We start from the raw sequence: 24,696 nt of genomic DNA, 5'->3' as shown, positions 1-24,696 counted from the left end.
AATGAAGATAGGACAGCGCTGAACCTTATACAAGCGGCCGTGGTGTCGGTGGTGCGGGATGCACAAATACGCGGCGGCGCTCGGGAGTCGCTGACCACGCAACCGACCGGCGCCCCGCAATCGAAAGTACTATGCTTTAGGTGATCTGTGGCGAGGCGGCCCTGCGGCCGGTCGGAGGCAGTATGCCGTATCACGATCTCAAAGAAAGCGTCGGGTCCGCCGTGATTGCCAGGCTGTCGGCTGGCCGCGAGGCAACGCCTGCTATTTCCCGTCAGCCGGTAGATGCCTTCAGCGCTAGCCGTGCGGCGAATGCGCCGTGGACATCGATCCATCACCCGGTACTGCAATTGCAGCGGCAGTACGGCAACCGGTTTGTCAGCCGGCTGTTTCGCGAAGCCAGGGCGGATGAGCGCTCGAACGGCGGCACGCACCCCGAGCGCGCAATCGATCGTGTGCGCTGGGGTGTGCTGCAACGCAAAAGCGACGACGGTCAGCGCAAGCTGTTTATCGGTCCGTCGCGTCATGCAGGCGAACCGCAAACGCGTCGAGTGGCTAGCCAGGGCACGGGCAGACTCGCGCGAGGTGTGACGCCAGCGGTCAGGCTTAACTCGTATTTCCGACGCTTGCAACGTCGATGTGCATGTGGCGCGCGCGCCCCTTCGCAGGAAAAATGTGAAGAGTGCGGCCAAGGCATGCAGCGAGCTGTTTCGGCAAATACTCGCGAAACCGTGTACAGGGCGTGCGGCGACCTCGATCGGCGCCTGGGCCGTTCGGTCGTCGGAGCAACGGTTATTCAACGCGTCCATGTCGATGCCAAAGGGCGCAAGGCATTCGACTGTGCGGCGTTCGCCGGCGATCCGAAGCTGGAGGCGTGTCTGAACGATGAGGACCGGCTTCGTCCGCACGAAAGGGGACCCACGGTTGCGAAGGTTCAAGCCGCGCTTCAAAGCGACGGCCAGGATCTCGGCCCCGATGGCGCAGATGGAGTCTATGGGGCCGCCACCGGACAGGCGGTCATGGCGTTCAAGGCCAAATATCACCTTGGCTTCGAGCGCTTTCCGGATGTCGGACCGGGTACGATGACCAGGCTCGACGAACTGTGCGCGAAACCCAAACCCGGCCCAACGCCCAAACCACCGAGTACTGGAAAGTGCTTTGACAAAATCGACTGGCCTGCCTTCTTTACACAGGCCCGTGAAGCTTGCGAGACCGAACGCGGTGTCGAAAAGCTTTTGTGCCAGCAGTTCTCAAATGATTGCAAGCAGTTCGACGATCCTTTATTCGTTGAGAACTGCGTTGTCAACGGCGGATTTCAATTGCTCGTAGAAGAATGTGGGATTCCTGCCCAACCGCCAGGGAAGGCTGAAATCCGTCAGCTTTTCCAGAATTTCATCAAGGGCAAGTAGCGCACCGGGGATCGGCCGACAGCACACGTGGAAGCGAAGGAATGTGAGGGAGCGCCATGCCTTTTCTAGCGGCAATTGAGTCTGAACGCAAGGGCACCGGATCGACCCCCGCAAAAATCGCCGCGCCGGCCCGCAAGGTATCGGTTCCGTCATCGAACACGTTCAGGACGACGTCCGCCAATAGCAAGCCCGTGTCCAGCGCGCGACGCGACGCCCGCGCCCTGAACGGTCTCTCAGGCTCGCCGGCGTCCGTTGGCCTCTACCTGGTCCAGTTGCAGCGGCAGTGCGGCAACGGTTACGTGCAGCGTGTGATCAATCTGGCGGAAGCGTCCCTGGCAGCGAGTCCATCGGCACGGATGGTTCAGCGGCAAGACGACGGCGCAGACGAGAACAGTCAGTCTCCCGCTTCGTCCTACGTCTCTCTGGACGAAGACCTGTTTGTCGAGGACGGTCAGGATAACGACGGAGTGGCCGCAGCCAGCGGCCCGCCTGTTCTGGTCCAGCGCGCGCCTGACGGACAGGACATCCCTCCACCGCCGCCGGCATTCCCGAGCGTATCTGAGTGGGCGTTCGACGTGTTCGACGATGCTGGCAGTCTGTACGGCCTGACGTGCGAAGACCGACGGGAGCGCGGCTTTGTAACGATGTGGAACGAACGGACCAACACATCGTTTGCCGGTCCGACAGCCATTGGCGACCCCACCGTCGGCTGTAGCACCCGCGCTCACATAGATCTGGTTTTTCCCGCTGACAGGCCGCCTCTGTTCCCGGTGGGCTGGTTCCATACCCATCCGCCCGCCAACCCGGGGTGCAGGAAGCTGGCCGTAGGTCCAAGCGATAAGGACAAAAAGACTTCGGAGAGGTTGGGATTGCCGGGCATGGTGATTGACACCGCCACGCCAACGGCTGATTGCAAAACTTCAAGCTACTTCTTTTTCGGCCCGGCAAGAAGGACCGCTGCCGGCTGACCGGTGCGCGGAAGCCAGTCGTTTTTCAGGAGTTTTGCGCTTTCCAATACGTTCGACACTTCCGATAAAATCGCATCCGATATATAATTGTCCTCATGCTAAACATCTGGCTTTTTGCCAAAGAGGATGCAGATGAAATCTACCGACAAGGCCTCCGCGGCCGTTCCGCTCTCCGACTTCCTGTGCTTTGCGGTCTATTCCGCGAACCTGGCGTTCGGCAAGGCATACAAGCCGATCCTCGAGGAGCTTGGGCTCACGTATACGCAATACATCACGATCATTGCGCTATGGGAGGAAGACAACCAGACCGTCGGCAGCCTGGGCGAGAAACTGTTTCTCGAATCCAACACGCTCACGCCGATCCTGAAGAAGCTCGAGGTGATGGGTTATCTGGAGAGGCAGCGCGATCCCGAAGACGAGCGCCAGGTGCGGGTCAGCCTCACGAAAAGCGGTCGACGGCTGCGCGAAAAAGGCCTGAACATGGACCTCATCAAGGAGACTGGCCTGGCACCGGACGAGTTCGCAAAAGTGCAGAAGGCGATCGTCACGCTGCGCAACAATCTCGTCCAGTCGGTGCAAACCGAGGCGTGAGCGCTGACCGGCCGGATTGACGCAATCCTTTTCGCGCCGTCGCGTGTCAATAGCGCGGCGCGTCGATCCGCGTCGACCCATCATCGCGCCGCTTATGGCAGCTGATACTTTTCGCGTACCAGATGACCGATCCCGATGCGATCGAGAATCTCCAGCGGGCACAGGAAGGTCACGCGGACGGTGCCGGGCAGCCGGCTGATGTCGATCGATCCGGTGATGGTGGCGCGATTGAGCACTTCTTCGTATGCCAGGCCGGTGACAGCGGCGGCCCGCCGCAGGCCGTTTTCGGTCGCTTCGTTGAGGTTGACGCCGCTGCCGATGAAGGTGACCGGACCACTCTGCTCGATCTCATGCTGCCCCCACCGCGCGCCGAGTTCAGCGACCTTTTGCCGTTGAGCGGCGTTCATCGGACGCGCCATCGGCGGCAAGTCGTCGACGTTTTGCAACAGGATCGGGCCATCGAGTGTGAGGTGCTTGATCACCTCGACCGTCAGCTCGGTTTCGCCGGACACGTCGGTGGCATGCCCGGCGATTTCGCCGTTGCCCTGCTGCGCATGCATGTCGCCGAGGTACACCCCAGCGCCGGGAACCTTGACCGGACAAATCACGATGCAGCCCTCGCGCACCGAATTGGTGTCCATGTGACCGTCGGTCTTGGCGGCATGCAACGCTTCGTGGGTCAACGCATAGCGATGCGGCGCGCCGACCAGGTACTGGCCGAAATCAGCGCAATTGTGCGAGTCCGGCAGATCGCGAGCCGGCGTCGTGCCGATGTTGCCGAGGAACGGCCGCATGTGCGCCGCGACGCCGGGGATATCGGCGCGCGCGAGCGACAGGATTGAATGCTGGGCCGCGCGCTCGGGGAGTGCCGACATTTCCGACGCTTGATGTGCCAAACGGTCGGCCACATCCTGGTTGACGGTGAGGCTGACCTGGTTTTCCTGATCGAGCACGATCGTATAGCCGTGCTTGAACCGGAATGCGCTGACCTCGGCGCCGCAGTGATCGCAGTGAATCGCTTCTTCGCCAATGCCTTCGATGCGGCTCGCGGGCTGCGCGGTGCCGCACGCGTGGCAGAACTTGGCGACAAACGGGTCGCCGTGATAGCGGCCCTCGACGAACTTCATGACGCCAGAGGACGTCGCAGCCGACGTGACGCGCATGCGCCGAAGCCTGAGCGCGACAGCGTCGCCGATTTCGGCGCCGGCGATCGCGACCGGTTGTGTCACTTCGTGGCCACCCTCAAAGGCGGGCGTGATCATCGGCCCCCAACAGCCCGGCGGCGTGCCGGCGATCAGCGTGCCGCCGTCGGCGAGAGGGCCCAGCATCGGCTGGCTGGGTCCCAATAGTCCATTCGTGTAGGAGTCGACACGCAGCCGCGTCACAGGCGGCTGTTCGGTGGTTGCGTCATGCAGAAGGGTCGTCATTGTCTATCTCCATGTGCCGCACGGAATGCGGCCGCTTATAAATGACTGGCTTGGCGAGGTGGCCAGGGTCGACAGGATTCGCATTGCGATCGATGCCGTTAGCGGCACATGCCGCTCCGACACGCATTCAATGGCGAAGACGCTAAATGGCCCGGTGAGGGAGGATGCGCGCGATTCAGTGACGTGCGTAGAGGCTGTCGAGCGGTGTCACGGCGGCACGGCCCGCTGATTCGGAGTGGCCGGCGAGTGTGCCGCCGTACGCCTCTTGTGAGCCGGTGGCTTCGTCGCGTGCGGCGGCGAGGGTTTGCGCGCTCTGACCGCGTTGCGACGCCGGTGCGCCAACCGATGGCTTGTAGAAGGGGGCGGGACCGTAGCCACTGGCGAACGCGGGAGCAGCGACGGAAGAGGACAGTGCGACGAGCAGTGCAACGATGAGTTTGGTCTTCATGATGGATTCCTTAAAAGATAAGTGGATACGCATTCATATCGTATGCGATTGAATCGCGTTGGATTAATAGTGAAGAAGTCAGTCGGTAATGTCAAGCGGAATCGATTGCATCGTGTGCGATATATATGGGGATAGAAGAAATATCCGACGTTGAATGCAGGAGCTGGGTCCAGGTCCCGGCTTCAAGCTTCGCAAACCCGTGCGCCGTCATTATTCCGATCGCGCCAGCTGTTCCCGGATGGCCGCCTCGGTCTTCGCATAGTTCCCTTCGCCGAAGTGGCTATAGACGATCCGCCCTTTCTTGTCGATCAAGTAGAGCGCCGGCCAATACTGGTTGCCGTATGCGTTCCATGTCGCATATTCGTTGTCCTGCGCGACGGGGTAGTGCAGGCCATATTGCTGGATGGCCGCGCTGACCTTGGCGGTCTTGCGCTCGTACGGGTACTCCGGCGTGTGCACGCCGACGACCACGAGGCCCTGGTCTTTGTACTTCTCATGCCAGTCCTCGACATGCGGCAGGGTATTGACGCAGTTGATGCAGGAGTAGGTCCAGAAATCGACCAGCACCACTTTCCCTCGGAGCTGTTGCATCGTCAGCGGCGCGCTGTTGAGCCATCTTTCGATGCCGGCGAATTCCGGTGCGGGACTGTTTCTGTCGATCGGAAGCGCGGTGGCCGCGCCGCTGTTGGCGGTCATCCCGCCTATCGCCGCCATTGCGGCTATCACGGCTATCGCGGCTGCGGCAGTTATGGTCTTGAATCGGGCGAGCATTTCTGGGTCCTTGGAACTGGAAGAAAAAGCCGGAACTGGCATGACTCAATTGGAACGCGTGCGCGTATCTGGCTTGTGTCGGGCGTGCTGTGCGTATGCAATGTTTTGTGTCGGGACGGCATCCGAATACATTGCGATACAAACGGCCGCGCGGTTTGCGCCATAAAGCAGACGTTCCTCTTTTAGGCATGCGCCGCGTCAACCCACTGTGCAGTCCACCGTCTGCTTACACCGTGTTAAAAGTGAATTGCAGCACGGGCTATTCATGATCGTGTGGTTCGAACATATAGTCAGTCCCGAAGCGCGTTGCCGGATGGCGGCTTAAGTCGCCAGAAACTCGAGCCGGTTGGCGTCGCACTCATCGAGTGCTTGTCTGGAGCTGGATGGTGGAGCAACCGGGCGATAAGAGGTCCACACGCGCGGCGTCAAAGCGTTGTGCGTCCTGATGGTCGCGCGTCCAATATATGAAGATGGAAGAGGATATGAAGCTGATATTTGTTGGTGATCCGATGTGCTCGTGGTGCTATGGTTTTAGCAAGGAAATGGCCTCGATCGTCGAGAGCATGCCGGAGCTTGAAGTGCAGATCGTCGTCGGCGGCATGGCGGCGGGGTCGACCACGGTACTGGACGACGCCGGAAAGCAGTTCCGGCTCACGCACTGGGCCCGCGTCGAACAGATGAGCGGGGCGGAATTCAACCGCGAAGCGCTGATGGCGCGCAAGAACTTCGTCTACGATACTGAGCCTGTTTGCCGCGCCGTGGTGGCCGCGCGGATGGTTGCACCTGCCGGCGACCTGCTGAAAGTGTTTCGTGCGTTGCAGCGTGCGTTCTACGTCGACGGACTCGATACGACCGATGGCAAGGTGCTCGCGGACGTAGGCGCACAGGCTTTGGCGGCACAAGGTTTTGAGGGCACCGCAGAAGCGTTTTTCAAAGTCTGGTCGTCAGAGGAAGCAATCGACGCCGCGCAGGCAGACTTTGCGCTGACACAGCGCATGGGCGTGAGGGGATTTCCGACGCTCTTCGTCGAACTCGACGGCCAGATCGGTCAGCTCAGCTCCGGCTATGCAACGGCCGGGCAAGTGACGCAGGCGCTGAGATCGCTTGCAGCGTGATCACCCGTCGGGACTTGAAGGGCCACCATTTCATTCGGAATCGGTGGCTTTTATTGTGTCCGTCATCGGTGAATGCGCTTGACGAGCGCAATCGACGCTGCGATTTCGCCAGCGTTGACCGTTGCAAGGAAACCTTGATCGTCATGTAGCGGGCCCGGAGCCTGGTAAAGGAAGTGCGCGGCTTCTGTATCAGCGTAACGACTGCTGGTTGCGGGCGCGCACCGTCAGAACGCGCTGCGGTACGCGAACAGTCCAGGCAGACCACCCGTCATCAGGAACAGGACCTTTGCGCGAGGCGCGAGCTGCCTGTTCCTGATGTCATCCAGCAGGCCTGCAAAGGCCTTTCCGCCGTACACCGGGTCGATGATCAGCCCTTCGGTCGAAGCCAGCAACCGCACAGCTTCGCGCATCGCATCGGTCGGCAGGCCGTAGCCTTCACCGAGCTGGCCGCCCTTGATGACGACGGCGCCCTCCGGCACGACTGCCTCGGGCCGCAGCAATGCCAGTGTTGCCTTCGTCTTTGCCTGCGTGGTGGCTAGCGCATTTTCCAACGGCGCCAGCACCGTATGGGCGACAACGCGCGTGGCGTCTTGCCCCATGGCCAGCAGCCCGGCGATGAGACCCGCCTGGGTGCCGCCACTGCCGTTGGGCAGCGAGATGCGGTCGAATGCTAGTCCGGCCTCGTGTGCCTGGGCGATGATCTCTGCGGCACCCGCCGCGTAGCCAAGGCAACCCACCGCGGAGGAGCCGCCGAGCGGAGCCAGATAGACGTTGTGCCCGGCCTTGCGCAGCTCGTCGGCGCGGTTCAGCGCGAAGGCCATTGCGTCGGCGCTGCCGGGCAGGTCGTGCACGCGCGCGCCCAGCAACGCATCGAGCAGCACATTGCCATTGTGGATGTAATCGTCGTCGTAGCGCGGTACGGCGCGCGTCAGTACCAGTTCGCAGGCGAGGCCGGCCTTCGCCGCCGCGGCAGCCGTGAGCCGGGCGTGGTTCGACTGCCGTGCGCCCACCGTCATGATCGTGTCGGCGCCTTGCGCCAACGCTTCACCCAGCAGGAATTCGAGCTTCCTGAGCTTGTTGCCGCCGCCACCGCCCAGGCCCATGACGTCGTCGCGCTTGACATAGATGTCTACGTCGCCCAGTTGCCTGCTCAGGCGGGGCAGATGCTGGACAGGCGTTGCCTTTTCGATCAGACGATAGCGGGGAAACGCGGTCAAATCGAGCGTGGGTGTCTGGGACATTGGCGTCTCTCCTAATGGTGGTCGGGTACCTCGCGCCGCACCCGTAACGATACGACTTTTTGTGATGTGCGCATGGCAAGCGTCGAAACAGGTTGATCCGGCGAGTGACGGCCGCCCTGGCGAATCGCGTTCTTTATGCTGCCGCAAGACCGCCATCAATCAGATAGATGGCGAAGGAGAAAGTGACGACCGACAGAACCGTGCTGATGAGAATGGAAGTGGTTGCCTCACTGCGGTATGCACCCGCTTCGTTGGCAAACATGGCCGGAATCGTTGCGGACGGCAGCGCACAAAGCAGGATCATCTGTTGTGCGTAGACGCCTTTGACCGAGAGGATGAGGGCTGCTGCGACCATCAGCGCGGGGTGCAGCACCAACTTGAGTCCCATGTTCATCCAGACCTCGCCTGACAACTTCAACTTCACAGACGACATGATGAGTCCGAGACAGAACAGCGAAACACCAGGCGTCGCCTTACCAAGGAGGTTAAAGGAGTCAGCGACCACGGGCGGAAGCTTGATCGCGAGCAGGGAGCACAGGATGCCGATCGCCGGAGCCCACATCAGCGGTCGTCGAACGGCAGTTGAAATGCTCGAGACGAAAGCCTTCGCGCCACTTCCTTCACCACTGGCTATCGCGAGAAGCATAGTCGTCAGTGGAATCATGACGAGGCTGGCGACCAGGTTGAGCACTAACACCGAATACAGGCTTCCGGGTCCGAACATGGCCTGCAGAATGGGGATTCCCATAAATGCCGCATCGGGGTATCCGTTCACGAATCCCTTCAGCGTTGCGGCCTTCAGTTCGCGATAGCGGTACCATCCGATCGCGAAGGCCAGGACGTACATCCCCATGATTCCAATGAACGTCGCGACAACGAACCGGAAATCGAGCAACTGTGACCGGGGCGTGCTGGCCATGCCGACGAGCAGAAGGGCGGGGAAGATCCAGTTGAGAACCAGTCTGCTAATCAGAAGACTGTCTGAATGATTAAGCTTGCCTCGTTTTCCTGCTACAAACCCGAGAATGATGACAAAGGCAACGGGCAGGATAGGCCCCAAGATACGATTCAGCATGACGATGACACTCCCTGGAATTGACCTGGGTGCCCGTCACGTTTCCCGTCCGGCACCTTACCCTCGATTCTGCGCAGCGCTTCATGGCTGCCGCTGACGCTCATGCATCGTGCGCGTTCAGGGCACCCGATATTTGCGGATGACATCTGCGTCCGGCTCAAGGCCGAGTCCCGCGCCTTGAGGCACTGCGATTGCCCCATTTTTCGGGACGATCGCGTCACCATACAGTTGTGCCTCGAGATTGAAATAGCGCCACTCGACGAGTGCGCCAGGCCCGCCCAGGGCCGCGCTCGCATGCACGCTGGCAAGCAGACCCGGGCCATCGTAAAAGGTGTGAACCATCACCGTGACGTTATTGGCGTTCGCCATCGCGAACACTTTCTTCAGTTCGGTAAGACCACCCATTTTCGCGGGGCTCGGTTGAATGAAGTCGACGGCATTCGCCTCGAGAAGATGCTGAAAATCCATCAACGTCGACGCGTTCTCTCCGGCCGCGACTGGAATGCCTCCCTCCCGCCGGACCCGTGCAAGCCCTGAATAGTTTTCGGGCGGCCAGACAGGTTCCTCGAGCCACCGGAGGTTGAACGGGCGCAGCCTGTCTGTCATGTCGAGCGCTTCGCGCACAGTCCACGGGCAATTGACGTCGAGTGTTATCTCGATGTCGTCGCCTGCTGCTTCGCGAGCGGCACGCACGCAGTCGACATCGATCTCGTGCAACTTGAGATGGCGATAGCCATCGGCTACTGCACGCCTGACGTTTTCTCTGACAAGTTCGGGGTCGGAATACCGGATAAGGCTGGCGTAGGTGCGAAGCGAGCTGGCGTCGCTGCCCCCGAGGAGTTGATAGACCGGCTTTTGCGCTACCTTGCCGGCGATATCCCACAGCGCGATGTCGATGGCCGAGAGTCCGTAGATAAAGACCCCGCTACGCCCGAAGATGTGGAATTTCTTCTGCATATCGAGCATCAGCTTTTCAAGCTGGGTTGCATCCCGACCGACAAGTTCGGGTGCGAGGATGGAATCGATCACGACCCGTGCAGCAGGAATCGCCGTGAAGCCAAACGTTTCGCCCCAGCCGACTACCCCTGTATCGGTTGTTACCTTGACGATCAGCGAGTCGACCGTCTGGAGATCAGCTCGGCCCCACGCTGCCGCATCCGATCGGCCACCCGCCGTAAAGGGAATTCGAAGTGGAATGGACTCTATGCTTGCAATCTTCATGGCGTTTCTCTCTCCTCATTGACTCGACTGATGCCGCCGGTGGCTGTGTCCCAGCACGTGATTTGTGGTTCCCGCATCCCGGTGCGCGTCTGGGTCCACGGATCGCAATGCCCTTGGGACGTAGAGTACGTTCTTGTCTGTCCGGGAAAAACCCAGGTGCGCGAACAACACTTGATACGTCGAGTCAAGAATCCGATAGGTGCCGCCGCTACTTGTCGGGTCTCACCCGTCCTGATGGCAACGGCCACGCCTGTGAAGAGCAGTGCGCCACTGCCGTTGCGGCAGCGGCGCATCAGGTGCGATCGTGCTTCATGAGATTGCGTCCGGCAGAGTACGTCCTGAGACGCTCCTCATGCGGCGCCTTCGGAGTTCCGCGCATTGATAGCAGAGGCGTAGGGCGTCGAGCACGATCGCGTGGTCAGCCTGGTTTGAGTCCGCGTTGCTTGCGATACTCGAGCGTCGGTAGACCGCCCCAGCCCCAGTTTTCCATTTCGACCTCTTCGATGACGACATAAGTCGATTCGAGAGGCTTGTTCAGCACGTCGAGCAGCAGGTGACTGACGCCCTTGATCAGCTGGGCCTTTTCTTCTGCGGTGACCGACGTCGCGCCGGGCTTTGTGCCCTCGCGGGTCACCTGGATCGTGACAATAGGCATGTCTTTCTCGCTTACAGTGATTGGAGATAGCGGGGCGCCGGCAGGCGGCGCCCTGACGCCTAGTGACCGGCGCTCTGGCCGCCGTCGACGTGCAGGATCTCGCCCGTTACGAACGGCGCCGAGTCCAGATACAGGATGGCTCCCACGATATCGCTCATCTCGCCCATGTGGCCGACCGGATGCAGCGCGCCGAGCGCCGCGTGTGTTTCAGGCGCGTGCATCGGCGACTTCATGATACCGGGCGAAACCGCGTTCGCGCGGATACCGCGCTTCGCGTACTCGATCGCAAGCGACTTCGTGGCCGCGTTCAGGCCGCCTTTTGTCAGCGATGCCAGTACTGAAGGGACGCCGTCGATGGCGTGGTCGACGAGACTGGTCGTGACGCTGACCACGTGGCCGCTCGAATGCTTCTCCATTTCAGCGATCGCGAGCTGCGTGATATGGAAGAAGCCGTTGAGGTTCACGCTTAACACAGCTGCGTAATCTTCGGCTGTGTAGGCGGTAAAGGGCTTCGCGATGAAGATGCCGGCGTTGTTGACCAGCGTATCGACGCGGCCGAAGCGTGTCACGGCTTCGGCAATCACGCGCTGGGCGGTAGAAGGATCGCCGATATCGCCTGCCACCGTCGCGATGTTCGGATCGTCCGACGGCTTGATGCTTCGAGCCGTTGCGACGACGCGGTAATCCAGCTTGCGGAAAGCCTTGACCACTTCTGCGCCAATGCCTTGCGACGCGCCAGTAACGACAACGACCTTTTGTGACGTGCTCATGGTTAATCTCCAGATAAGTTGATCCGGCTTGCCTGCCGGTTGGACCGGTGGTGCCGATGGAGAGCAATCTATGCGCATTTGCCCGGAGTTCGAATACCCGCCATGGACAAACAGTAATGCGTGGCGGGAACAAATCGCTTGTCCCGGGCGTTTTCAGGCGGGTTGCCGGATCGCCGCGAAGGCGCAAGGCGGAGGTCGCGCCCCGTATTATTTCCAGCGGTGGCGTTGTGACGGCGCGCCCCGTGGCCGTTTTGCGCCGGCCCGCCTCGCAGCCCCCGTATAATCCGGCATGATCCTCACTCTCTCCTGCAGCACGCCCTTCCGGGCGGCCATGCGCATACGCCTCCTCGATTTTCTGACGGCGCTCACCTCATCCGACAATACGCCTTTCGCACCCGTCAGATGTGCCGCCGACGGTTCGCGCGAGGCGGTCGCATGAAAATTCCCAAACGCCTTGTACCGCTTCTCGAAGAAGGGCTGATCGACGAAGTGATCAGCCAGCTGATGAGCGGCAAGGAAGCGACCGTCTATGTCGTACGCAGCGGCAACTCGACGCGTTGCGCAAAGGTCTACAAGGACGCGAAACAACGCAGTTTCCGGCAGGCCGCGTCATATCGCGACGGCCGCAAGGTCAAGAACAGCCGGCAGGCCCGTGCGATGGAGAAGGGCTCACGCTACGGACGCCAGATGCAGGAAGAGATGTGGCAGAACGCCGAAGTCGATGCGCTGTTCCGGCTCGCCGACGCCGGCGTGCGCGTGCCGCAGCCTCATATCTGCACCGATGGCGTGCTGTTGATGGAACTGGTTGTCGATGCCATGGGCGATGTCGCGCCGCGCCTCAACGATGTCGAACTGACCGAAGCGCGCGCGCTCGAACTGCACGCGCTGCTGCTCAACCAGGTTGTCCGCATGCTCTGCGCGGGCATGATCCACGGCGACCTGTCCGAATACAATATTCTGCTGGCGGCAGACGGTCCGGTCATCATCGATCTGCCTCAGGCGGTCGATGCAGCCGGTAACAACGAAGCCGCCGCGATGCTCAAACGTGATGTCGACAACCTGGCTTCGTATTTCGGACGGTTTGCTCCGCAAATCCTCAGCGCGGATTATGGAACAGAGATCTGGAGACGCTTCGAAGCAGGCAGCCTGCATGTCGCGACCGAGCTGTCTGGCCGCGTCGAGGCTGACACCCGACCTGTCGACCTCGACAGCGTGCTCGAGGTGATCGAAGAGACGCGTCTCGCGGAAGACGCGCGGGTACGGCGCCAACTGGAGTTGGGCGCAGCCGGATGACGGGCATGACGGTGATGTCCTGCTGATATCCGGTACGCTCAGTACGCCCCGTGACGCATTGAGTGCATCGCAGCAGATCGCGCGCCGTCCCGATCACCCGTTCATATCCGGTTCGCGCCATCAGCGGCTGTACATTCGAAGCGAACAATGCCGCCCGGACGCAGATCCAGGCTCGCGGAACGCCACTTGCGTGTTTTCGTGAACACAGTTTTCAAGCACGATCATTGACATATATGTCAATGATTGCCAGGATGGCGACGTTGTCACTCGTGTCAAAGATCGCGGCGGGGCGAATTTCCGCCTTCTCAAAGCGTCTGCACGTCGTGCAGTTTTTTTGCGGAAACTCGTTCCATGTCCAGTTCAGCCCTCCTTGAAGCGCCGCTCCCGACAAGTAATGCCGCGATCTGGCGGCATATCTTTGCCGGCCTCTCCGCCAGTCTCATCAGCATTGGACTTGCTCGCTTTGCGTACACACCGTTGATTCCTTCATTGATCCAGGCGCACTGGTTTTCGGCGTCGGATGTCGTCTATCTCGGCGCCGCGAACCTGGCGGGCTATCTGATTGGCGCGCTCGTCGGTCGTCCGATTGCGAGCCGCGTGACGAATGCGCATACGCTGCGCGGCATGAAGGTCCTCGTCACGCTGGCGTTTCTTGCGTGCGCGTTTCCGGTCTCGGTAGGCTGGTTCTTTGCCTGGCGTCTGCTGTCCGGTGTCGCGGGCGGCGCGATCATGGTGCTGGTGGCGGCAACCGTCTTGCCGCACGTGCCGGGCGACCGCAAGGGGCTGGCGAGCGGCGCCGTGTTTCTCGGGCTTGGGCTCGGCATCGCGGCGTCCGGCACGGTCGTGCCGCTGCTGCTGAAGCTCGGTCTGCGTGAAGCGTGGATCGGCCTCGCGGTGCTGTCCGCCGTGCTGACTGCGGCAAGCTGGACCGGCTGGCCCACGAAGGAAGCGCCGGCCGCGAAGCCGGCCGATGTGAAGGCCGTCGCCGACGCGCCGGCCAGCACCGGCTCCGCGATCCGGATCCTGTACGCCGAATATGCGCTGATGGCGGTCGGCCTGGTTCCTGCGATGGTCTTCCTCGTCGACTTTATCGCGCGCGGGCTGGGAGCCGGAGCGCATCTCGGGTCGCTGTTCTGGATCCTGTACGGCGTGGGCGCGATCTTCGGGCCGCCGGTGTATGGCCTCTTCGCGGACCGCATGGGCTCGCGCCTCGCGTTGCGTGTGATCCTGCTGGTGCAGGCGGTCGCGGTTGCGTGGCTCGCTGCATCGAGCGATCACGTTGTGATCGGCCTGTTGACGGTCGTGATCGGCAGCTTTCCGCCAGGCATCGTTCCGCTGGTGCTGGCCCGCGTGCACGAAACCGTGCCGGGCAATGCGGCGAAGCAGAATGTGATCTGGAGTCGTGCGACGACGGTTTTCGCCGCGTTCCAGGCGGTGGCTGGCTACAGCTACTCGGCGATTTTCAACGGCAGCGGCGGTAATCATCGTCTGCTGTTCGCCATCGGTGCAGCGGCGCTTGGGATCGCGCTGGTCGTCGATTTCGTCGTGCCGCTGTTCTCGCGTGAATTCCGCGATTCACGCGCGCAGGCCGCTGCGCATCAATGACGGCGATCGGGGCAGGGGCGTGTCGGTCACGCGCCTGCCCCGTGCGTATGGACCAGCAACGCAATTAACTTCTTGAAACGATAACGCGCACTACGCGCATCGCGCGGTCGTATAGAATCTTGCCCTTTGCCGGGCGTCTCCACATGTGGTTCAAGAACCTTCAGCTTCACCGTCTTTCGTCCCCGTGGTCAATCACTGCTGAAGCGCTCGAAGACGCGCTCAGGCCGCACGCGTTCCAGCCCGGCAGCAGCGTCGAGATGCAGCGTCAAGGCTGGGCGCCGCCGCGCAATACCGACAACAGCGAAAATGGCGGCGCGCTCGTCTATGCGAACCATCGCCAGATGCTACTCACGTTCCGCTCGGAAAAGAAGCTGCTGCCGGCGTCGGTTGTGAATCAGGTCACGAAAGCGCGTGCGCTCGAAATCGAAGAGCAGCAGGGCTACAAGCCGGGCCGCAAGCAGATGCGCGAACTCAAGGAACAGGTCACCGATGAACTGTTGCCGCGCGCGTTCAGCATCCGTCGCGATACGCGCGTGTGGATCGATACGGCCAACGGCTGGCTCGTCATCGATGCCGCCGCGCAGGCGCTCGCCGACGACGTGCGCAGCCTGCTCGTCAAATCGATCGATCAGTTGCCGCTCGCGAGCGTGCGCGTCGCGCAGTCGCCCGTCGCGGCGATGACCGACTGGCTGCTTTCGGGCGACGCGCCCGGTGGTTTCACGGTCGATCAGGATGCCGAGTTGCGCTCCGCCGGCGAAGGCAACGCAACCGTGCGTTACGTCGGCCACGCGCTCGAAGCCGACGACATGCGACGCCACATCGAAGCCGGCAAACAGTGCATGCGCCTCGCGATGACATGGAACGACCGCATCTCGTTCGTGATGACGCCATCGCTGGTGATCAAGCGCGTCACGCCGCTCGACGTCGTGAAGGAAGCGTCCGACCCGACCGCACAGAACGACGACGAACGCTTCGATTCGGACTTCGCGTTGATGACAGGCGAACTGGCGCAGATGTTCAGCGACCTCGTCGACGCGCTGGGCGGCGAGCACAGCGACATGGCGACGCCACAGGCGGTGGCGGCCTGAGTGTTTCAGGCGGCTGGCACGCTCACCTGCGCCGACGCGATCGCTAACGTCACGCCGCTACGGCGGCGACGATCTGTTTGCGTAGCGCGTCGTCCGGATAGTGACCGAGCCCGGCGTGCACGTTGTCGATCATGTATTCCGGGCGGCCCGTGCCCGGAATCACGCAGGTGACCGCCGGATTCGCCAGCACGAACTTGAGCAGCACCTGTGCCCACGAAGTACAACCGATCTCCTGTGCCCATCCTGGCAGAGGACGGTTTCGCAGACGCGCGAAAAGACTGCCGCCACCAAAAGGCTGGTTGATCACCACACCGATGCCACGTTCAGCCGCGAGCGGCAGGAGTCGCTGTTCAGCCTCGCGATCGTCGGCGGAATAATCGATCTGCACGAAGTCGATTTGCTCGGCGCGCATGATGGCTTCGACCTGGTCGAACGCGCTCGACGTGTAGTGCGTGATGCCGATATAGCGGATCCGGCCACGCGCTTTCCAGTCACGCAGCGTCGCGAGCTGCGTTTGCCAGTCGACCAGATTGTGAATCTGCATGAGGTCGATACGCGGCTGCTGGAGCAGCCGCATCGATTCTTCCATCTGTTTGATGCCCGCTTCGCGACCCGTCGTCCAGACCTTGGTCGCGACAAACGCCTTGTGATGCGCGGACATCCGCGTCAACAGCGCGCCCGTCACGGCTTCGGAAGAGCCGTACATCGGCGACGAATCGATCACCGAGCCGCCCGCATCGAACAGCACGCGCAGCACGTCGGCGAGCTTTGCCTGCGCGGCGGCATCGTCGCCCACGTCGAAGGTGCGCCACGTGCCGCATCCCACGACGGCCAGCTGTTCGCCAGTGCCCGGGATCGCGCGCCTGTTCATGGTTTGCGGCGTGACCGGGGTTTGCGCCAATGCGAGAGCGGCCGGGAAGGGCGACAGGCCAAGCGCCAGCGTTCCACCCGCCGCCGCGCGCAGAAATGCTCGTCGATCATCGCGTGTACCGGCTTTCCTGAGTGGCGACATCACAAACGCGCGGCCGCGCTCAGGCATCGTCAGCCGGATCGTAGGGGACGACCTGCTCGCTTTCGTCCGCGAGCGTGCGCGCGACGATCGCTTTTGCAGGCGTCGTGTCGCTTAGATTGAACGGTTGATGTGGCACGCCCGGCGGGATGAACAGGAAGTCGCCGGCTTCCGTGACCACGGATTCGCGCAATCCAGGGCCGTAGCGCGTCTCGACGCTTCCTTCCAGCACATAAATGCCCGTCTCGTAACCGCGATGCGCGTGCGGTTCCGCATGGCCGCCCGGCGGCACGACGATGAGATACATCGATAGTCCACGCGTGCCGGCGGACTGGGCCGACAGGCCGACGAAGTAGGGAAGCCGCTGCCGGGTTGCAATTTCCCGGTCGGGCCGAACCTTGACGACGGACTGTTGGGTGTCCGTGCCCTGTAAGGCGTCGCTCATGGGTGCTCCTGCTAAAAGCAGAGTGGGCGGCGCGTTTAGAGCCTGTGTAGCGCCGAATGGCCGGTTAGAGCGCACCGAACCCAGGCCGAAACCGAAGCCGAAGGCACGCTCCAGCAGGAAATTCTACGCCCGCCGCCGGTTTGCCTCGTGCGATAGCAAATGCAAATCATTCACATATAAACAATCAATTTTAACTATGTAGTGGCTCCCGACATAATCACCTCACTTTCTCCACCACGCAAAAAAGAGGACGCAACAATGCCGATCATCAACAGCCAGGTCAAACCGTTTAAGGCAACCGCATATCACAAGGGCGATTTCGTCCCCGTCACGGAAGAAACGTTCAAGGGCAAGTGGTCCGTCGTCGTGTTCTACCCGGCTGACTTCACGTTTGTGTGCCCGACCGAACTGGGCGATCTGGCCGATCGTTACGCCGAATTCCAGAAGCTCGGCGTCGAAATCTACAGCGTGTCGACCGATACGCACTTCACGCACAAGGCATGGCACGACACGTCGGACACGATCGAAAAGATCAACTATCCGATGATCGCTGACCCGACGCTGGCTATCTCGCGCAACTTCGACGTGCTGATCGAAGAAGAAGGCATGGCGCTGCGCGGCACGTTCGTGATCAACCCCGAAGGCGAGATCAAGCTGTGCGAAATCCATGACAACGGCATCGGCCGCGACGCAGGCGAACTGCTGCGCAAGGTGCAGGCCGCGCAATACATCGCGGCGCATCCGGGTGAAGTCTGCCCGGCCAAATGGACGCCGGGCGCTGAAACGCTGACCCCGTCGCTCGACCTGATCGGCAAGATCTAAGGCCGCCTGTGTTGTAACGCAGCACGCGCCGTTCAATGAACGGTGCGTGCCTGCGCGGGCCGCTTCGCGCTGTGTTACGAAGCGGCCCGCCCATCTTCGCCTTGCTCCGCGCAAGCGGACACCGCCAGCCACTCCTGTCACGGAATTCGTAGAACCATGCTCGACGCCAATCTCAAGACCCAGTTGAAAACGTACCTCGAAAAGGTCAGCCGGCCGATCGAGATCATTGCCTCGCTCGACGACAGCGCCAGGTCGCAGGAACTGATTGCGTTGCTGAGCGACATCGCTGCGCTGTCGGCTCGCGTCACGGTGATCGAACGTCGCGGCGATGCTGAACGCAAGCCGTCGTTTTCGATCGGCGAACCGGGCAAGGACACTGGCATCCGCTTTGCCGGCATTCCGATGGGTCATGAGTTCACGTCGCTGGTGCTGGCGCTGCTTCAGGTTGGCGGCCATCCGGTGAAGCTCGATGAACCCGTGATCGAGCAGATCCGCAATCTCGATGGCGACTATCAATTCGAAACCTATTTCTCGCTGTCATGCCAGAACTGCCCGGAAGTCGTGCAGGCGCTGAACGTGATGGCGCTGATCAATCCGCGCATCCGTCACGTCGCGATCGACGGCGCGCTGTTCCAGAACGAAGTCGAAGCGCGCCAGATCATGGCCGTGCCGACGATGTTCATGAACGGCGAAGTGTTTGGTCAGGGCCGCAGCGGCGTGAAGGAAATCCTCGCGAAGCTCGATAGCGGCGCAGGCGCACGCGCGGCGAAAGAACTGGAAAAGAAGCCGGTATTCGACACGCTGATCGTCGGCGGTGGCCCGGCGGGCGCGGCGGCCGCGATCTACTCGGCGCGTAAGGGCATCGTGACGGGCGTCGTCGCGGAGCGCTTTGGCGGTCAGGTGCTCGACACGCTCGCGATCGAAAATTTTGTGTCGGTGAAGGAAACGGAAGGACCGCAATTCGCGACCGCGCTCGAACAGCACGTGAAAAGCTACGAAGTCGACATCATGGACGTACAGCGTGCCGAAGCGCTCGTTCCGGGACGCATTCACGAGGTGCGTCTGGCGAACGGCGCGGTGTTGAAAGCGAAGACGATCGTGCTGGCCACCGGCGCGCGCTGGCGCGAAATCAACGTGCCGGGCGAGCGCGAATATCGCAATCATGGCGTGGCGTACTGCCCGCACTGCGATGGTCCGCTCTTCAAGGGCAAGCGCGTGGCCGTGATCGGCGGCGGCAATTCGGGCGTCGAAGCGGCGATCGATCTGGCTGGCATCGTGCGTGAAGTCACGCTGATCGAATTCGGCACGCAGCTGCGCGCCGACGAAGTGCTGCAACGCAAGCTGCGCAGCCTCGCCAACGTCACGATCGTGACGCAGGCACACACCATCGAAATCACGGGCGACGGCAAGAAGGTCAACGGCCTCGTCTATAAGGATCTGCGTTCGGGCGAACCGGCGCGCGTCGAACTCGAAGGCGTCTTCGTGCAGATCGGCCTCGTGCCGAATACGGAATGGCTGAAGGGCACAGTCGAACTGTCGAAGCACGGCGAGATCGTGGTGGACGCGAAGGGTGCAACATCGGTGCCGGGCGTATTCGCCGCCGGCGATGTGACGACCGTGCCGTTCAAGCAGATCGTGATCGCGGTCGGCGAGGGCGCGAAGGCATCGCTCGGCGCGTTCGACCATCTGATCCGCAACACGGTCGACGATGAAGTGGTGGTGCAAGGCGAAGAGGCCGCGCTCGTCGATTGATCGCGAAGCATATGAAGAACGCGGCGGGCTTCGGCGTGCCGTAACCAGGGCGTCTGACATGCGGTGGTGAACAACCATTGCATGTCAGACGCCTTTTTTCATGGCATACACCTTCATGCGGCCGCGCGGACGTTGACGCGAGCGAAACCGGCGAGCGTCCCTCTCACCTGGCGCCCGAGGCAGCGGATGCCTGATGCGCAGCCAGCCCTAACAGCGCGCGAGCCTGCGCTACGGTCGCGACGGTGCGCCCATGTTCCGGTAAAAGTTCAGCGACCTGCTGCACAAGCGCAGCATTGGATGGTGCGAGTGTATGTTTGTCGAGCCGCACATTGTCCTCGAGACCCGTCCGGCAGTGCCCGCCGAGTTCGAGCGACCAGCGCACGAGCGTGAGCTGATCGCGTCCAATGCCCGCGCCGGTCCAGGTGGCATCAGGCGCGAGCCGGTGTAGCGTGCGCACATAGAACTCGAACACGTCGCGATCCACAGGCATGGCGTTCTTGATGCCCATCACAAATTGCAGGTGCAACGGGCCGACGATCTTGCCGGCTTGCTGCATCGAAACTGCCTGAAAAATCATCGACAGGTCGAACGCCTCGATCTCCGGCTTGATGCCGTACGTCTTCATCTCTGCCGCGAGCCAGTCGATCAGGTCGGGCGAATTTTCGTAGACGCGCGTGGGGAAATTGACCGAGCCGGTTGCGAGAGACGCCATGTCCGGGCGCAGCGACAGCATCCCGCCGCGTTCATGGCCCGCTCCCGAGCGGCCGCCCGTGGATACCTGCGTAATGATCCCCGGCGCGTGTTTGCGGATGCCTTCGAGTACGCGCGCGAATCGCTCCGGATCGGAGGTCGGCGTCTCGTCGTCGTTGCGCACGTGCAGATGCACGAGCGTCGCGCCGGCTTCGAAGGCGGCCTGGGTGGACTCGATCTGTTCGGCCACGCTGACTGGCACGGCCTGATTGTCTTTCTTGCGCGGCAGCGAACCGGTGATAGCGACAGAAATAATGCAGGGTGTGGTCATGATTGATACCTCGCTTTCCGGACGCGCAGCGGCGTCATGCCCAGCCGTTCAGAGAACAGCGCCGTCATGTGTTGCTGCGATGAAAATCCACAGGAAACCGCCACGTCGCAAATCGAAAGACTGGTGTCACGCAGCAGCCGCTGCGCGAGGCTGATGCGCCGTTCCAGAACAAGCCGATACAGCGAATAGCCGGTTCGCGCCTTTACTCCGTCGAACACGACACGCACCGGCAGACCGAGCGCTGCCGCAATATCCGCGCACGTCACGCTGCACTCGAGGTTCTCGGAGAGGTATTCGTTGAGTCGCTCGAACTCCGCATCCGACATCTTGAGCTTGCGTTGCCCACCCGGGCCCTTCAGATGGCGGGTCGCCTCGAGATAGGTAAGCGTTGCGAGGCATTGCATTTCCCAAGGGCTAACGCCGCCGGCGGGTAGTGCCCGTCCGCGTGCATAGCGGACCAGATGCTTGATGCCGTCCCCACCGATGTTCTCGCGGCTTCCCGCGCAACGCAGCGCGCCGACGTCCTTGTCCGAGATGCCGCGCTGGAATTCGTCGGAGTAACTGAACGCGATGAACCCATGCCGGACGGTTTCGGCGTCGATGCGCATGCGGCTATATCGGGGATGAAACGCTGCGGTTTCCGAACGGAAGGTGAGCGGGTTCGCTGGACCGTCATCGTATTGGGTCTGCGAGACGATCTCGCCAAGGACGAGGCAGATCACGTCGGACGAATGCTCGAACTCGAGCGAATAGGGTTGCGCGCCCGAGACGCAATAGTCGAGGCCCGGTGCGCTGGCGACCATGCCGAATTGCTCCATCCCGCGGCGGTCTGCCTGGTGTGCGTTGTGACTCATCGTTGTCTCCTGCGATTGAGCCGCCTGTCCTCGATCTGCCGGGACGATGTCCGATGATGCCGCTCGCTTGAAGTATATGAGAGACCGCGGGCGCGCGGGTCGGCGGCAAACCAGCCGAGGGTCGGAATTCGCGAACGCGGCGTACGCCAAAGCAACGATAGTAGAAACACCTACATGGCCGCCCCAGCGGGCCTGCGGGCACCGTGACGCGCGCCGCCGGTCACGCCCGCGCACAGCCGCTTCATTCGTTGTGGCAGGAATCTGAAATCCCCGAAATCTGAAAGACCGGCCCGTGGCACACGGCTAGTCTGCGCTGCAAGGCCATAGCGGCGGACAAGATCCCGCGCTCACGCGAGCGATGCACGATCGATCGCCGCAAAACAGATCCCCGGAGACAATCATGACCCAGGACAACCGCTCAGAACAACGCGCCCACTCGCGCCGCACCTTCATCAAGGCCGCGGGCGCTGGCACGGTAGCGGCGGCATTCGGCGCCGTCACGCTGCCTGCCAGCGCCGCGGGCAACCTCAGGTTCGATGCCGAATACGACGTCGTCGTGTGCGGCGGAGGCGGCGGCGGCCTGCCTTGTGCACTCTTTTCACGCTGGCTCGGCAACCGCGTCGCGATCCTTGAGAAGGCGGGCAGCGTCGGCGGTACCGCGGCGAAGGCTGCTTTCTGGTACTGGGTGCCGAACAACGAGGCGATGAAGCGCGCCGGCATCGCCGACCCGAAGCCGGACTTCCTCAGGTATGTCGCGCGGCTGTCGCGGCCGGAACAGTACGACCCGTCGCTACCGAAGCTGGGCCTCTCGGACTGGGAGTATGAGATGTGCGAGGCCATTTACGACAGCGCGTCGCCGGCAGCGGAACTGCTCGCGAGCAAGGGCGCGCTGCCGTATCGCCACGAGGCTGCGGTCCCCGACTACTGGGCCGAACTGCCGGAGGACAAGGCGCCGCGCGGCCGTGTGCTGTTTCCGAAAGACGGGCTGCCGAGCATGTCCGACGGCGGCCGCGTCGCGATCCGGACGATGAGTACCGCAGCGAGACGGGACGGCGTTGAGATCCGCACCGGCTATCGCGTCCAGAAGGTGCTGCTGAACAGCGCGGGCGCCGTCATCGGTGTCGAGGCATTGACGGAAGAGGGTACGACGTTTCGTGCCCGGGCGAAGAAGGCCGTTGTCTTCGCGACCGGCGGCTTTACGCACGATCCTGAACTGCGAAAGAACTTTCTGCACGGCGCAGTGTACGGCGGCTGTGCGGCGCCGACCAACGAGGGCGACTTCGTGCGCATCTCCAGCGCGCTCGACGTGCAGTTGCGCAACATGAACTATTCGTGGATGGCGCCGATCTCGCTCGAGAAGGCAATCGCGAAGGACGGTTCGCTGTCAGGCATCTTCACGCCGACGGGCGATTCGATGATCTATGTGAACAGGCATGGCAAACGCGTGGTCAACGAAAAGCTCGCGTACAACGAGGTCTGCGCGACCTTTTCCGAATGGGATGGTGCAAAGGGCGAGTACCCGAACCTTGCGCTGATTTCGATCTGGGACCAGCAGGCGCAGGACAACTGCGCGAGCGACGACTACGGCAGCCTGATCGTGCCACCCGGCTCGAACGATCGTCACGTGATCCGCGGCAACACACTGGCGGAGCTTGCCACGGCGATTCGTGAGCGACTCGCCAAGTACCGGGGCGCGCTCGGCGGGCTGGACCTGAGCGACGCCTTCGTCGAAAACCTGCAGGTAACGCTCAAGCGATTCAACGGCTTTGCGCAGGCCGGCAAAGATAGGGACTTTCACCGCGGCGAACGCGTCGTCGAGAAGCTTTTCAACGGCCCGGTCAAAAAGAAGGCGAATCAGGGAAACGAAACGATGTGGCCCATCAGCGCGAAAGGACCGTACTACGCGGCGCTGATCGTCGCCGGCAATCTCGATACCAAAGGGGGGCCGAAGACCAATTCGAACGGGCAGGTGCTGGACGTCGGCGGCATACCGATCAAGGGGCTCTACGGGATCGGCAACTGCGTCGCGTCGGCCTCAGCGCGCGCCTATTGGGCTGGCGGCGGCACCCTGGGCCCGATCCTCGCATTCGCGTACCGGGCCGCCAACACCGCCCATACCGAATCTGCATCGACGTAACGACGGGAGACGAACCATGCGTCATATTCAAATCATGCCAATTGCGCTGGCGGCATGCCTTTCGCTCGCCACGGTCACCGCGCGTTCACAAGACGAGATCGCGCTGGGCAAAACACTGACGACGAACAACTGCGCCGTGTGCCATACGTTCGGTCAGGGCGAGCCGAACGGCCAGGGACCCAACCTGTTCGGGATCATCGGCAGGCCGTTCGCAGCGGTGCCCGGCTTCAAGTATTCGGCAGAGATGAAAGCTGCTGCAGCGGGCAGGGTGTGGGACGACAGGCTACTGGACCAGTGGCTCACGGACACGCAGGCGGTCGCGCCGGGCAACGCGATGACTTATTTTGAAGGCGACGAAGCAAGACGCACGAAGATCATTGCTTATCTGCGTACATTGCATTAACCGGGTGAGGTAATCATGGAAATCAGGACGATGACAGACGAGCAACGCAAGGCAATCGCACTCGAATACCTGCGCAGACTCGACCGCGGGCAATCCGTGTTCGATCTGTTCGACGATCATGCCGAGGTGTTCTTCCCGAAGTGGGGAATCGCCACGGGCAGGGCGGCGTTCGAAAAACTGTTTATGGACCTGGGCGCGATCGTAGCGAAATTCAAACACGACCTTGCCTATCTGAACGTGATCCAGCAAGGGGATACCGTGGTCGTCGAAGGCACCAGCTGCGGAACGAGCAAAGGCGGCGTCGACTGGCGCGCGGGCGTCACGCACGCAGGTCGCTGGTGCGACGTGTTCGAAATCCGCGATTTCAGAATCCAGCGCTGCTTTATATACCTCGACCCGGATTACGAAGACGCCGACACAGGACGATATCCGTGGCTTGCGGGCGGGCAGTAGGCGCTACAAATACCGACGCGCTTCGTTGTCTGGCGGCTGGGTTGAAGGCTGTGTTTTCGCCCGGTGCGGCGAGGTACACGAGATTGACGTCCGTACCTCGTCGCGCGGGCTAACGACGGTTGGCGT

General features: G+C 61.9%; 24 protein-coding genes. 12 read left to right on the top strand and 12 right to left on the bottom strand.

Annotated elements, in window-relative coordinates; genetic code table 11:
- Positions 1 to 692 precede the first annotated feature (692 nt).
- The 3 genes from P3T21_RS17265 to P3T21_RS17255 all read left to right on the top strand — a co-directional run bounded on the left by P3T21_RS17265 (position 693) and on the right by P3T21_RS17255 (position 2,965).
- A complete protein-coding gene (locus P3T21_RS17265; protein ID WP_429257140.1) occupies positions 693 to 1,406 on the top strand; it encodes a peptidoglycan-binding domain-containing protein in 714 nt (237 codons plus the stop codon).
- A gap of 191 nt (positions 1,407 to 1,597) precedes the next feature.
- The gene (locus tag P3T21_RS17260; protein WP_429257139.1) at positions 1,598 to 2,374 is read left to right on the top strand and encodes a hypothetical protein; all 777 of its coding nucleotides are present in this window, start codon (positions 1,598 to 1,600) and stop codon (positions 2,372 to 2,374) included.
- Positions 2,375 to 2,506: 132 nt separating this feature from the next.
- Positions 2,507 to 2,965, top strand: a complete 459-nt coding sequence (locus tag P3T21_RS17255; protein ID WP_429257138.1) for a MarR family winged helix-turn-helix transcriptional regulator — start codon at positions 2,507 to 2,509, stop codon at positions 2,963 to 2,965.
- 92 nt (positions 2,966 to 3,057) lie between these two features.
- Here P3T21_RS17255 and P3T21_RS17250 read toward each other — a convergent pair whose 3' ends face one another.
- The 3 genes from P3T21_RS17250 to P3T21_RS17240 all read right to left on the bottom strand — a co-directional run bounded on the left by P3T21_RS17250 (position 3,058) and on the right by P3T21_RS17240 (position 5,611).
- Complete coding sequence (locus P3T21_RS17250; RefSeq protein WP_429257137.1) at positions 3,058 to 4,392, bottom strand: acetamidase/formamidase family protein; 1,335 nt, start codon at positions 4,390 to 4,392, stop codon at positions 3,058 to 3,060.
- A 175-nt stretch (positions 4,393 to 4,567) separates the two neighbouring features.
- On the bottom strand, positions 4,568 to 4,840 hold the full coding sequence (locus P3T21_RS17245; protein WP_429257136.1) for a hypothetical protein: 273 nt from the start codon (positions 4,838 to 4,840) through the stop codon (positions 4,568 to 4,570).
- Positions 4,841 to 5,050: 210 nt separating this feature from the next.
- Positions 5,051 to 5,611 (bottom strand): thioredoxin family protein, encoded by a 561-nt coding sequence (locus tag P3T21_RS17240; protein WP_429257135.1) that lies wholly within the window; start codon positions 5,609 to 5,611, stop codon positions 5,051 to 5,053.
- A 482-nt stretch (positions 5,612 to 6,093) separates the two neighbouring features.
- Between P3T21_RS17240 and P3T21_RS17235 the strand changes: the two genes are divergently transcribed.
- A complete protein-coding gene (locus tag P3T21_RS17235; protein WP_429257134.1) occupies positions 6,094 to 6,726 on the top strand; it encodes a DsbA family protein in 633 nt (210 codons plus the stop codon).
- 224 nt (positions 6,727 to 6,950) lie between these two features.
- Here the strand turns inward: P3T21_RS17235 and P3T21_RS17230 are convergent, their stop codons facing one another.
- From P3T21_RS17230 to P3T21_RS17210, 5 genes are all read right to left on the bottom strand, one after another.
- Entirely contained in the window at positions 6,951 to 7,967 is a 1,017-nt protein-coding gene (locus P3T21_RS17230) for a D-cysteine desulfhydrase family protein (RefSeq protein WP_429257133.1), read from the bottom strand.
- A gap of 133 nt (positions 7,968 to 8,100) precedes the next feature.
- Positions 8,101 to 9,042, bottom strand: a complete 942-nt coding sequence (locus P3T21_RS17225) for an AEC family transporter (RefSeq protein WP_429257132.1) — start codon at positions 9,040 to 9,042, stop codon at positions 8,101 to 8,103.
- 117 nt (positions 9,043 to 9,159) lie between these two features.
- Positions 9,160 to 10,263: a mandelate racemase/muconate lactonizing enzyme family protein gene (locus tag P3T21_RS17220; RefSeq protein WP_429257131.1), complete on the bottom strand. Its 1,104-nt coding sequence runs from the start codon at positions 10,261 to 10,263 to the stop codon at positions 9,160 to 9,162.
- Positions 10,264 to 10,681: 418 nt separating this feature from the next.
- Positions 10,682 to 10,918: a tautomerase family protein gene (locus P3T21_RS17215; protein WP_429257130.1), complete on the bottom strand. Its 237-nt coding sequence runs from the start codon at positions 10,916 to 10,918 to the stop codon at positions 10,682 to 10,684.
- Between the two features lie 59 nt (positions 10,919 to 10,977).
- Positions 10,978 to 11,688: an SDR family NAD(P)-dependent oxidoreductase gene (locus P3T21_RS17210; protein ID WP_429257129.1), complete on the bottom strand. Its 711-nt coding sequence runs from the start codon at positions 11,686 to 11,688 to the stop codon at positions 10,978 to 10,980.
- A gap of 435 nt (positions 11,689 to 12,123) precedes the next feature.
- Between P3T21_RS17210 and P3T21_RS17205 the strand changes: the two genes are divergently transcribed.
- The 3 genes from P3T21_RS17205 to P3T21_RS17195 all read left to right on the top strand — a co-directional run bounded on the left by P3T21_RS17205 (position 12,124) and on the right by P3T21_RS17195 (position 15,674).
- The gene (locus tag P3T21_RS17205; RefSeq protein ID WP_429257128.1) at positions 12,124 to 12,981 is read left to right on the top strand and encodes a PA4780 family RIO1-like protein kinase; all 858 of its coding nucleotides are present in this window, start codon (positions 12,124 to 12,126) and stop codon (positions 12,979 to 12,981) included.
- A gap of 351 nt (positions 12,982 to 13,332) precedes the next feature.
- Positions 13,333 to 14,586, top strand: coding sequence for a YbfB/YjiJ family MFS transporter (locus P3T21_RS17200; protein WP_429257127.1), 1,254 nt, complete (start codon positions 13,333 to 13,335; stop codon positions 14,584 to 14,586).
- A 143-nt stretch (positions 14,587 to 14,729) separates the two neighbouring features.
- Positions 14,730 to 15,674, top strand: a complete 945-nt coding sequence (locus P3T21_RS17195; RefSeq protein ID WP_429257126.1) for a recombination-associated protein RdgC — start codon at positions 14,730 to 14,732, stop codon at positions 15,672 to 15,674.
- A gap of 49 nt (positions 15,675 to 15,723) precedes the next feature.
- Here P3T21_RS17195 and P3T21_RS17190 read toward each other — a convergent pair whose 3' ends face one another.
- Together P3T21_RS17190 and P3T21_RS17185 are read right to left on the bottom strand one after the other, a co-directional pair.
- Complete coding sequence (locus P3T21_RS17190) at positions 15,724 to 16,686, bottom strand: aldo/keto reductase (protein WP_429257227.1); 963 nt, start codon at positions 16,684 to 16,686, stop codon at positions 15,724 to 15,726.
- Between the two features lie 19 nt (positions 16,687 to 16,705).
- Positions 16,706 to 17,128 (bottom strand): cupin domain-containing protein, encoded by a 423-nt coding sequence (locus P3T21_RS17185; protein ID WP_429257125.1) that lies wholly within the window; start codon positions 17,126 to 17,128, stop codon positions 16,706 to 16,708.
- A 258-nt stretch (positions 17,129 to 17,386) separates the two neighbouring features.
- Here P3T21_RS17185 and ahpC point away from each other — a divergent pair, with 258 nt between their 5' ends.
- Entirely contained in the window at positions 17,387 to 17,950 is a 564-nt protein-coding gene (gene ahpC / locus P3T21_RS17180; RefSeq protein ID WP_429257124.1) for an alkyl hydroperoxide reductase subunit C, read from the top strand.
- A gap of 156 nt (positions 17,951 to 18,106) precedes the next feature.
- The gene (ahpF, locus tag P3T21_RS17175) at positions 18,107 to 19,702 is read left to right on the top strand and encodes an alkyl hydroperoxide reductase subunit F (RefSeq protein ID WP_429257123.1); all 1,596 of its coding nucleotides are present in this window, start codon (positions 18,107 to 18,109) and stop codon (positions 19,700 to 19,702) included.
- Between the two features lie 163 nt (positions 19,703 to 19,865).
- On the opposite strand, the gene P3T21_RS17170 is transcribed toward ahpF, so the two are convergent.
- Together P3T21_RS17170 and P3T21_RS17165 are read right to left on the bottom strand one after the other, a co-directional pair.
- Positions 19,866 to 20,723, bottom strand: coding sequence for a 3-keto-5-aminohexanoate cleavage protein (locus P3T21_RS17170; protein ID WP_429257122.1), 858 nt, complete (start codon positions 20,721 to 20,723; stop codon positions 19,866 to 19,868).
- Complete coding sequence (locus P3T21_RS17165; protein WP_429257121.1) at positions 20,720 to 21,577, bottom strand: helix-turn-helix transcriptional regulator; 858 nt, start codon at positions 21,575 to 21,577, stop codon at positions 20,720 to 20,722. The genes P3T21_RS17170 and P3T21_RS17165 overlap by 4 nt, the downstream gene beginning before the upstream one ends.
- 400 nt (positions 21,578 to 21,977) lie before the next feature.
- On the opposite strand from P3T21_RS17165, the gene P3T21_RS17160 reads away from it, so the two are divergent.
- The 3 genes from P3T21_RS17160 to P3T21_RS17150 are packed head-to-tail and all read left to right on the top strand — an operon-like array spanning position 21,978 to position 24,570.
- Complete coding sequence (locus P3T21_RS17160; protein WP_429257120.1) at positions 21,978 to 23,714, top strand: FAD-dependent oxidoreductase; 1,737 nt, start codon at positions 21,978 to 21,980, stop codon at positions 23,712 to 23,714.
- A 16-nt stretch (positions 23,715 to 23,730) separates the two neighbouring features.
- Positions 23,731 to 24,117 (top strand): c-type cytochrome, encoded by a 387-nt coding sequence (locus P3T21_RS17155; protein WP_429257119.1) that lies wholly within the window; start codon positions 23,731 to 23,733, stop codon positions 24,115 to 24,117.
- Between the two features lie 15 nt (positions 24,118 to 24,132).
- Positions 24,133 to 24,570, top strand: a complete 438-nt coding sequence (locus tag P3T21_RS17150; protein WP_429257118.1) for a nuclear transport factor 2 family protein — start codon at positions 24,133 to 24,135, stop codon at positions 24,568 to 24,570.
- The last annotated feature ends 126 nt before the right edge of the window (positions 24,571 to 24,696 follow it).

This window comes from Paraburkholderia sp. GAS334, from assembly GCF_050436625.1.
Lineage (GTDB): Bacteria > Pseudomonadota > Gammaproteobacteria > Burkholderiales > Burkholderiaceae > Paraburkholderia.
This window is presented reverse-complemented; position numbering and strand designations above follow the sequence as displayed.

Excerpts from the sequence above, each read along its gene's own strand:
- P3T21_RS17235 (WP_429257134.1), top strand. The coding sequence starts at position 6,094 with ATGAAGCTGATATTTGTTGGTGATCCGATGTGCTCGTGGTGCTATGGT.
- P3T21_RS17195 (WP_429257126.1), top strand. The coding sequence starts at position 14,730 with ATGTGGTTCAAGAACCTTCAGCTTCACCGTCTTTCGTCCCCGTGGTCA.
- P3T21_RS17240 (WP_429257135.1), bottom strand. The coding sequence starts at position 5,611 with ATGCTCGCCCGATTCAAGACCATAACTGCCGCAGCCGCGATAGCCGTG.
- P3T21_RS17265 (WP_429257140.1), top strand. The coding sequence starts at position 693 with ATGCAGCGAGCTGTTTCGGCAAATACTCGCGAAACCGTGTACAGGGCG.
- P3T21_RS17150 (WP_429257118.1), top strand. The coding sequence starts at position 24,133 with ATGGAAATCAGGACGATGACAGACGAGCAACGCAAGGCAATCGCACTC.
- ahpC (WP_429257124.1), top strand. The coding sequence starts at position 17,387 with ATGCCGATCATCAACAGCCAGGTCAAACCGTTTAAGGCAACCGCATAT.
- P3T21_RS17230 (WP_429257133.1), bottom strand. The coding sequence starts at position 7,967 with ATGTCCCAGACACCCACGCTCGATTTGACCGCGTTTCCCCGCTATCGT.
- P3T21_RS17160 (WP_429257120.1), top strand. The coding sequence starts at position 21,978 with ATGACCCAGGACAACCGCTCAGAACAACGCGCCCACTCGCGCCGCACC.
- P3T21_RS17215 (WP_429257130.1), bottom strand. The coding sequence starts at position 10,918 with ATGCCTATTGTCACGATCCAGGTGACCCGCGAGGGCACAAAGCCCGGC.
- P3T21_RS17200 (WP_429257127.1), top strand. The coding sequence starts at position 13,333 with ATGTCCAGTTCAGCCCTCCTTGAAGCGCCGCTCCCGACAAGTAATGCC.
- P3T21_RS17210 (WP_429257129.1), bottom strand. The coding sequence starts at position 11,688 with ATGAGCACGTCACAAAAGGTCGTTGTCGTTACTGGCGCGTCGCAAGGC.
- ahpF (WP_429257123.1), top strand. The coding sequence starts at position 18,107 with ATGCTCGACGCCAATCTCAAGACCCAGTTGAAAACGTACCTCGAAAAG.
- P3T21_RS17185 (WP_429257125.1), bottom strand. The coding sequence starts at position 17,128 with ATGAGCGACGCCTTACAGGGCACGGACACCCAACAGTCCGTCGTCAAG.
- P3T21_RS17220 (WP_429257131.1), bottom strand. The coding sequence starts at position 10,263 with ATGAAGATTGCAAGCATAGAGTCCATTCCACTTCGAATTCCCTTTACG.
- P3T21_RS17165 (WP_429257121.1), bottom strand. The coding sequence starts at position 21,577 with ATGAGTCACAACGCACACCAGGCAGACCGCCGCGGGATGGAGCAATTC.
- P3T21_RS17170 (WP_429257122.1), bottom strand. The coding sequence starts at position 20,723 with ATGACCACACCCTGCATTATTTCTGTCGCTATCACCGGTTCGCTGCCG.
- P3T21_RS17190 (WP_429257227.1), bottom strand. The coding sequence starts at position 16,686 with ATGTCGCCACTCAGGAAAGCCGGTACACGCGATGATCGACGAGCATTT.
- P3T21_RS17245 (WP_429257136.1), bottom strand. The coding sequence starts at position 4,840 with ATGAAGACCAAACTCATCGTTGCACTGCTCGTCGCACTGTCCTCTTCC.
- P3T21_RS17250 (WP_429257137.1), bottom strand. The coding sequence starts at position 4,392 with ATGACGACCCTTCTGCATGACGCAACCACCGAACAGCCGCCTGTGACG.
- P3T21_RS17225 (WP_429257132.1), bottom strand. The coding sequence starts at position 9,042 with ATGCTGAATCGTATCTTGGGGCCTATCCTGCCCGTTGCCTTTGTCATC.
- P3T21_RS17155 (WP_429257119.1), top strand. The coding sequence starts at position 23,731 with ATGCGTCATATTCAAATCATGCCAATTGCGCTGGCGGCATGCCTTTCG.
- P3T21_RS17255 (WP_429257138.1), top strand. The coding sequence starts at position 2,507 with ATGAAATCTACCGACAAGGCCTCCGCGGCCGTTCCGCTCTCCGACTTC.
- P3T21_RS17205 (WP_429257128.1), top strand. The coding sequence starts at position 12,124 with ATGAAAATTCCCAAACGCCTTGTACCGCTTCTCGAAGAAGGGCTGATC.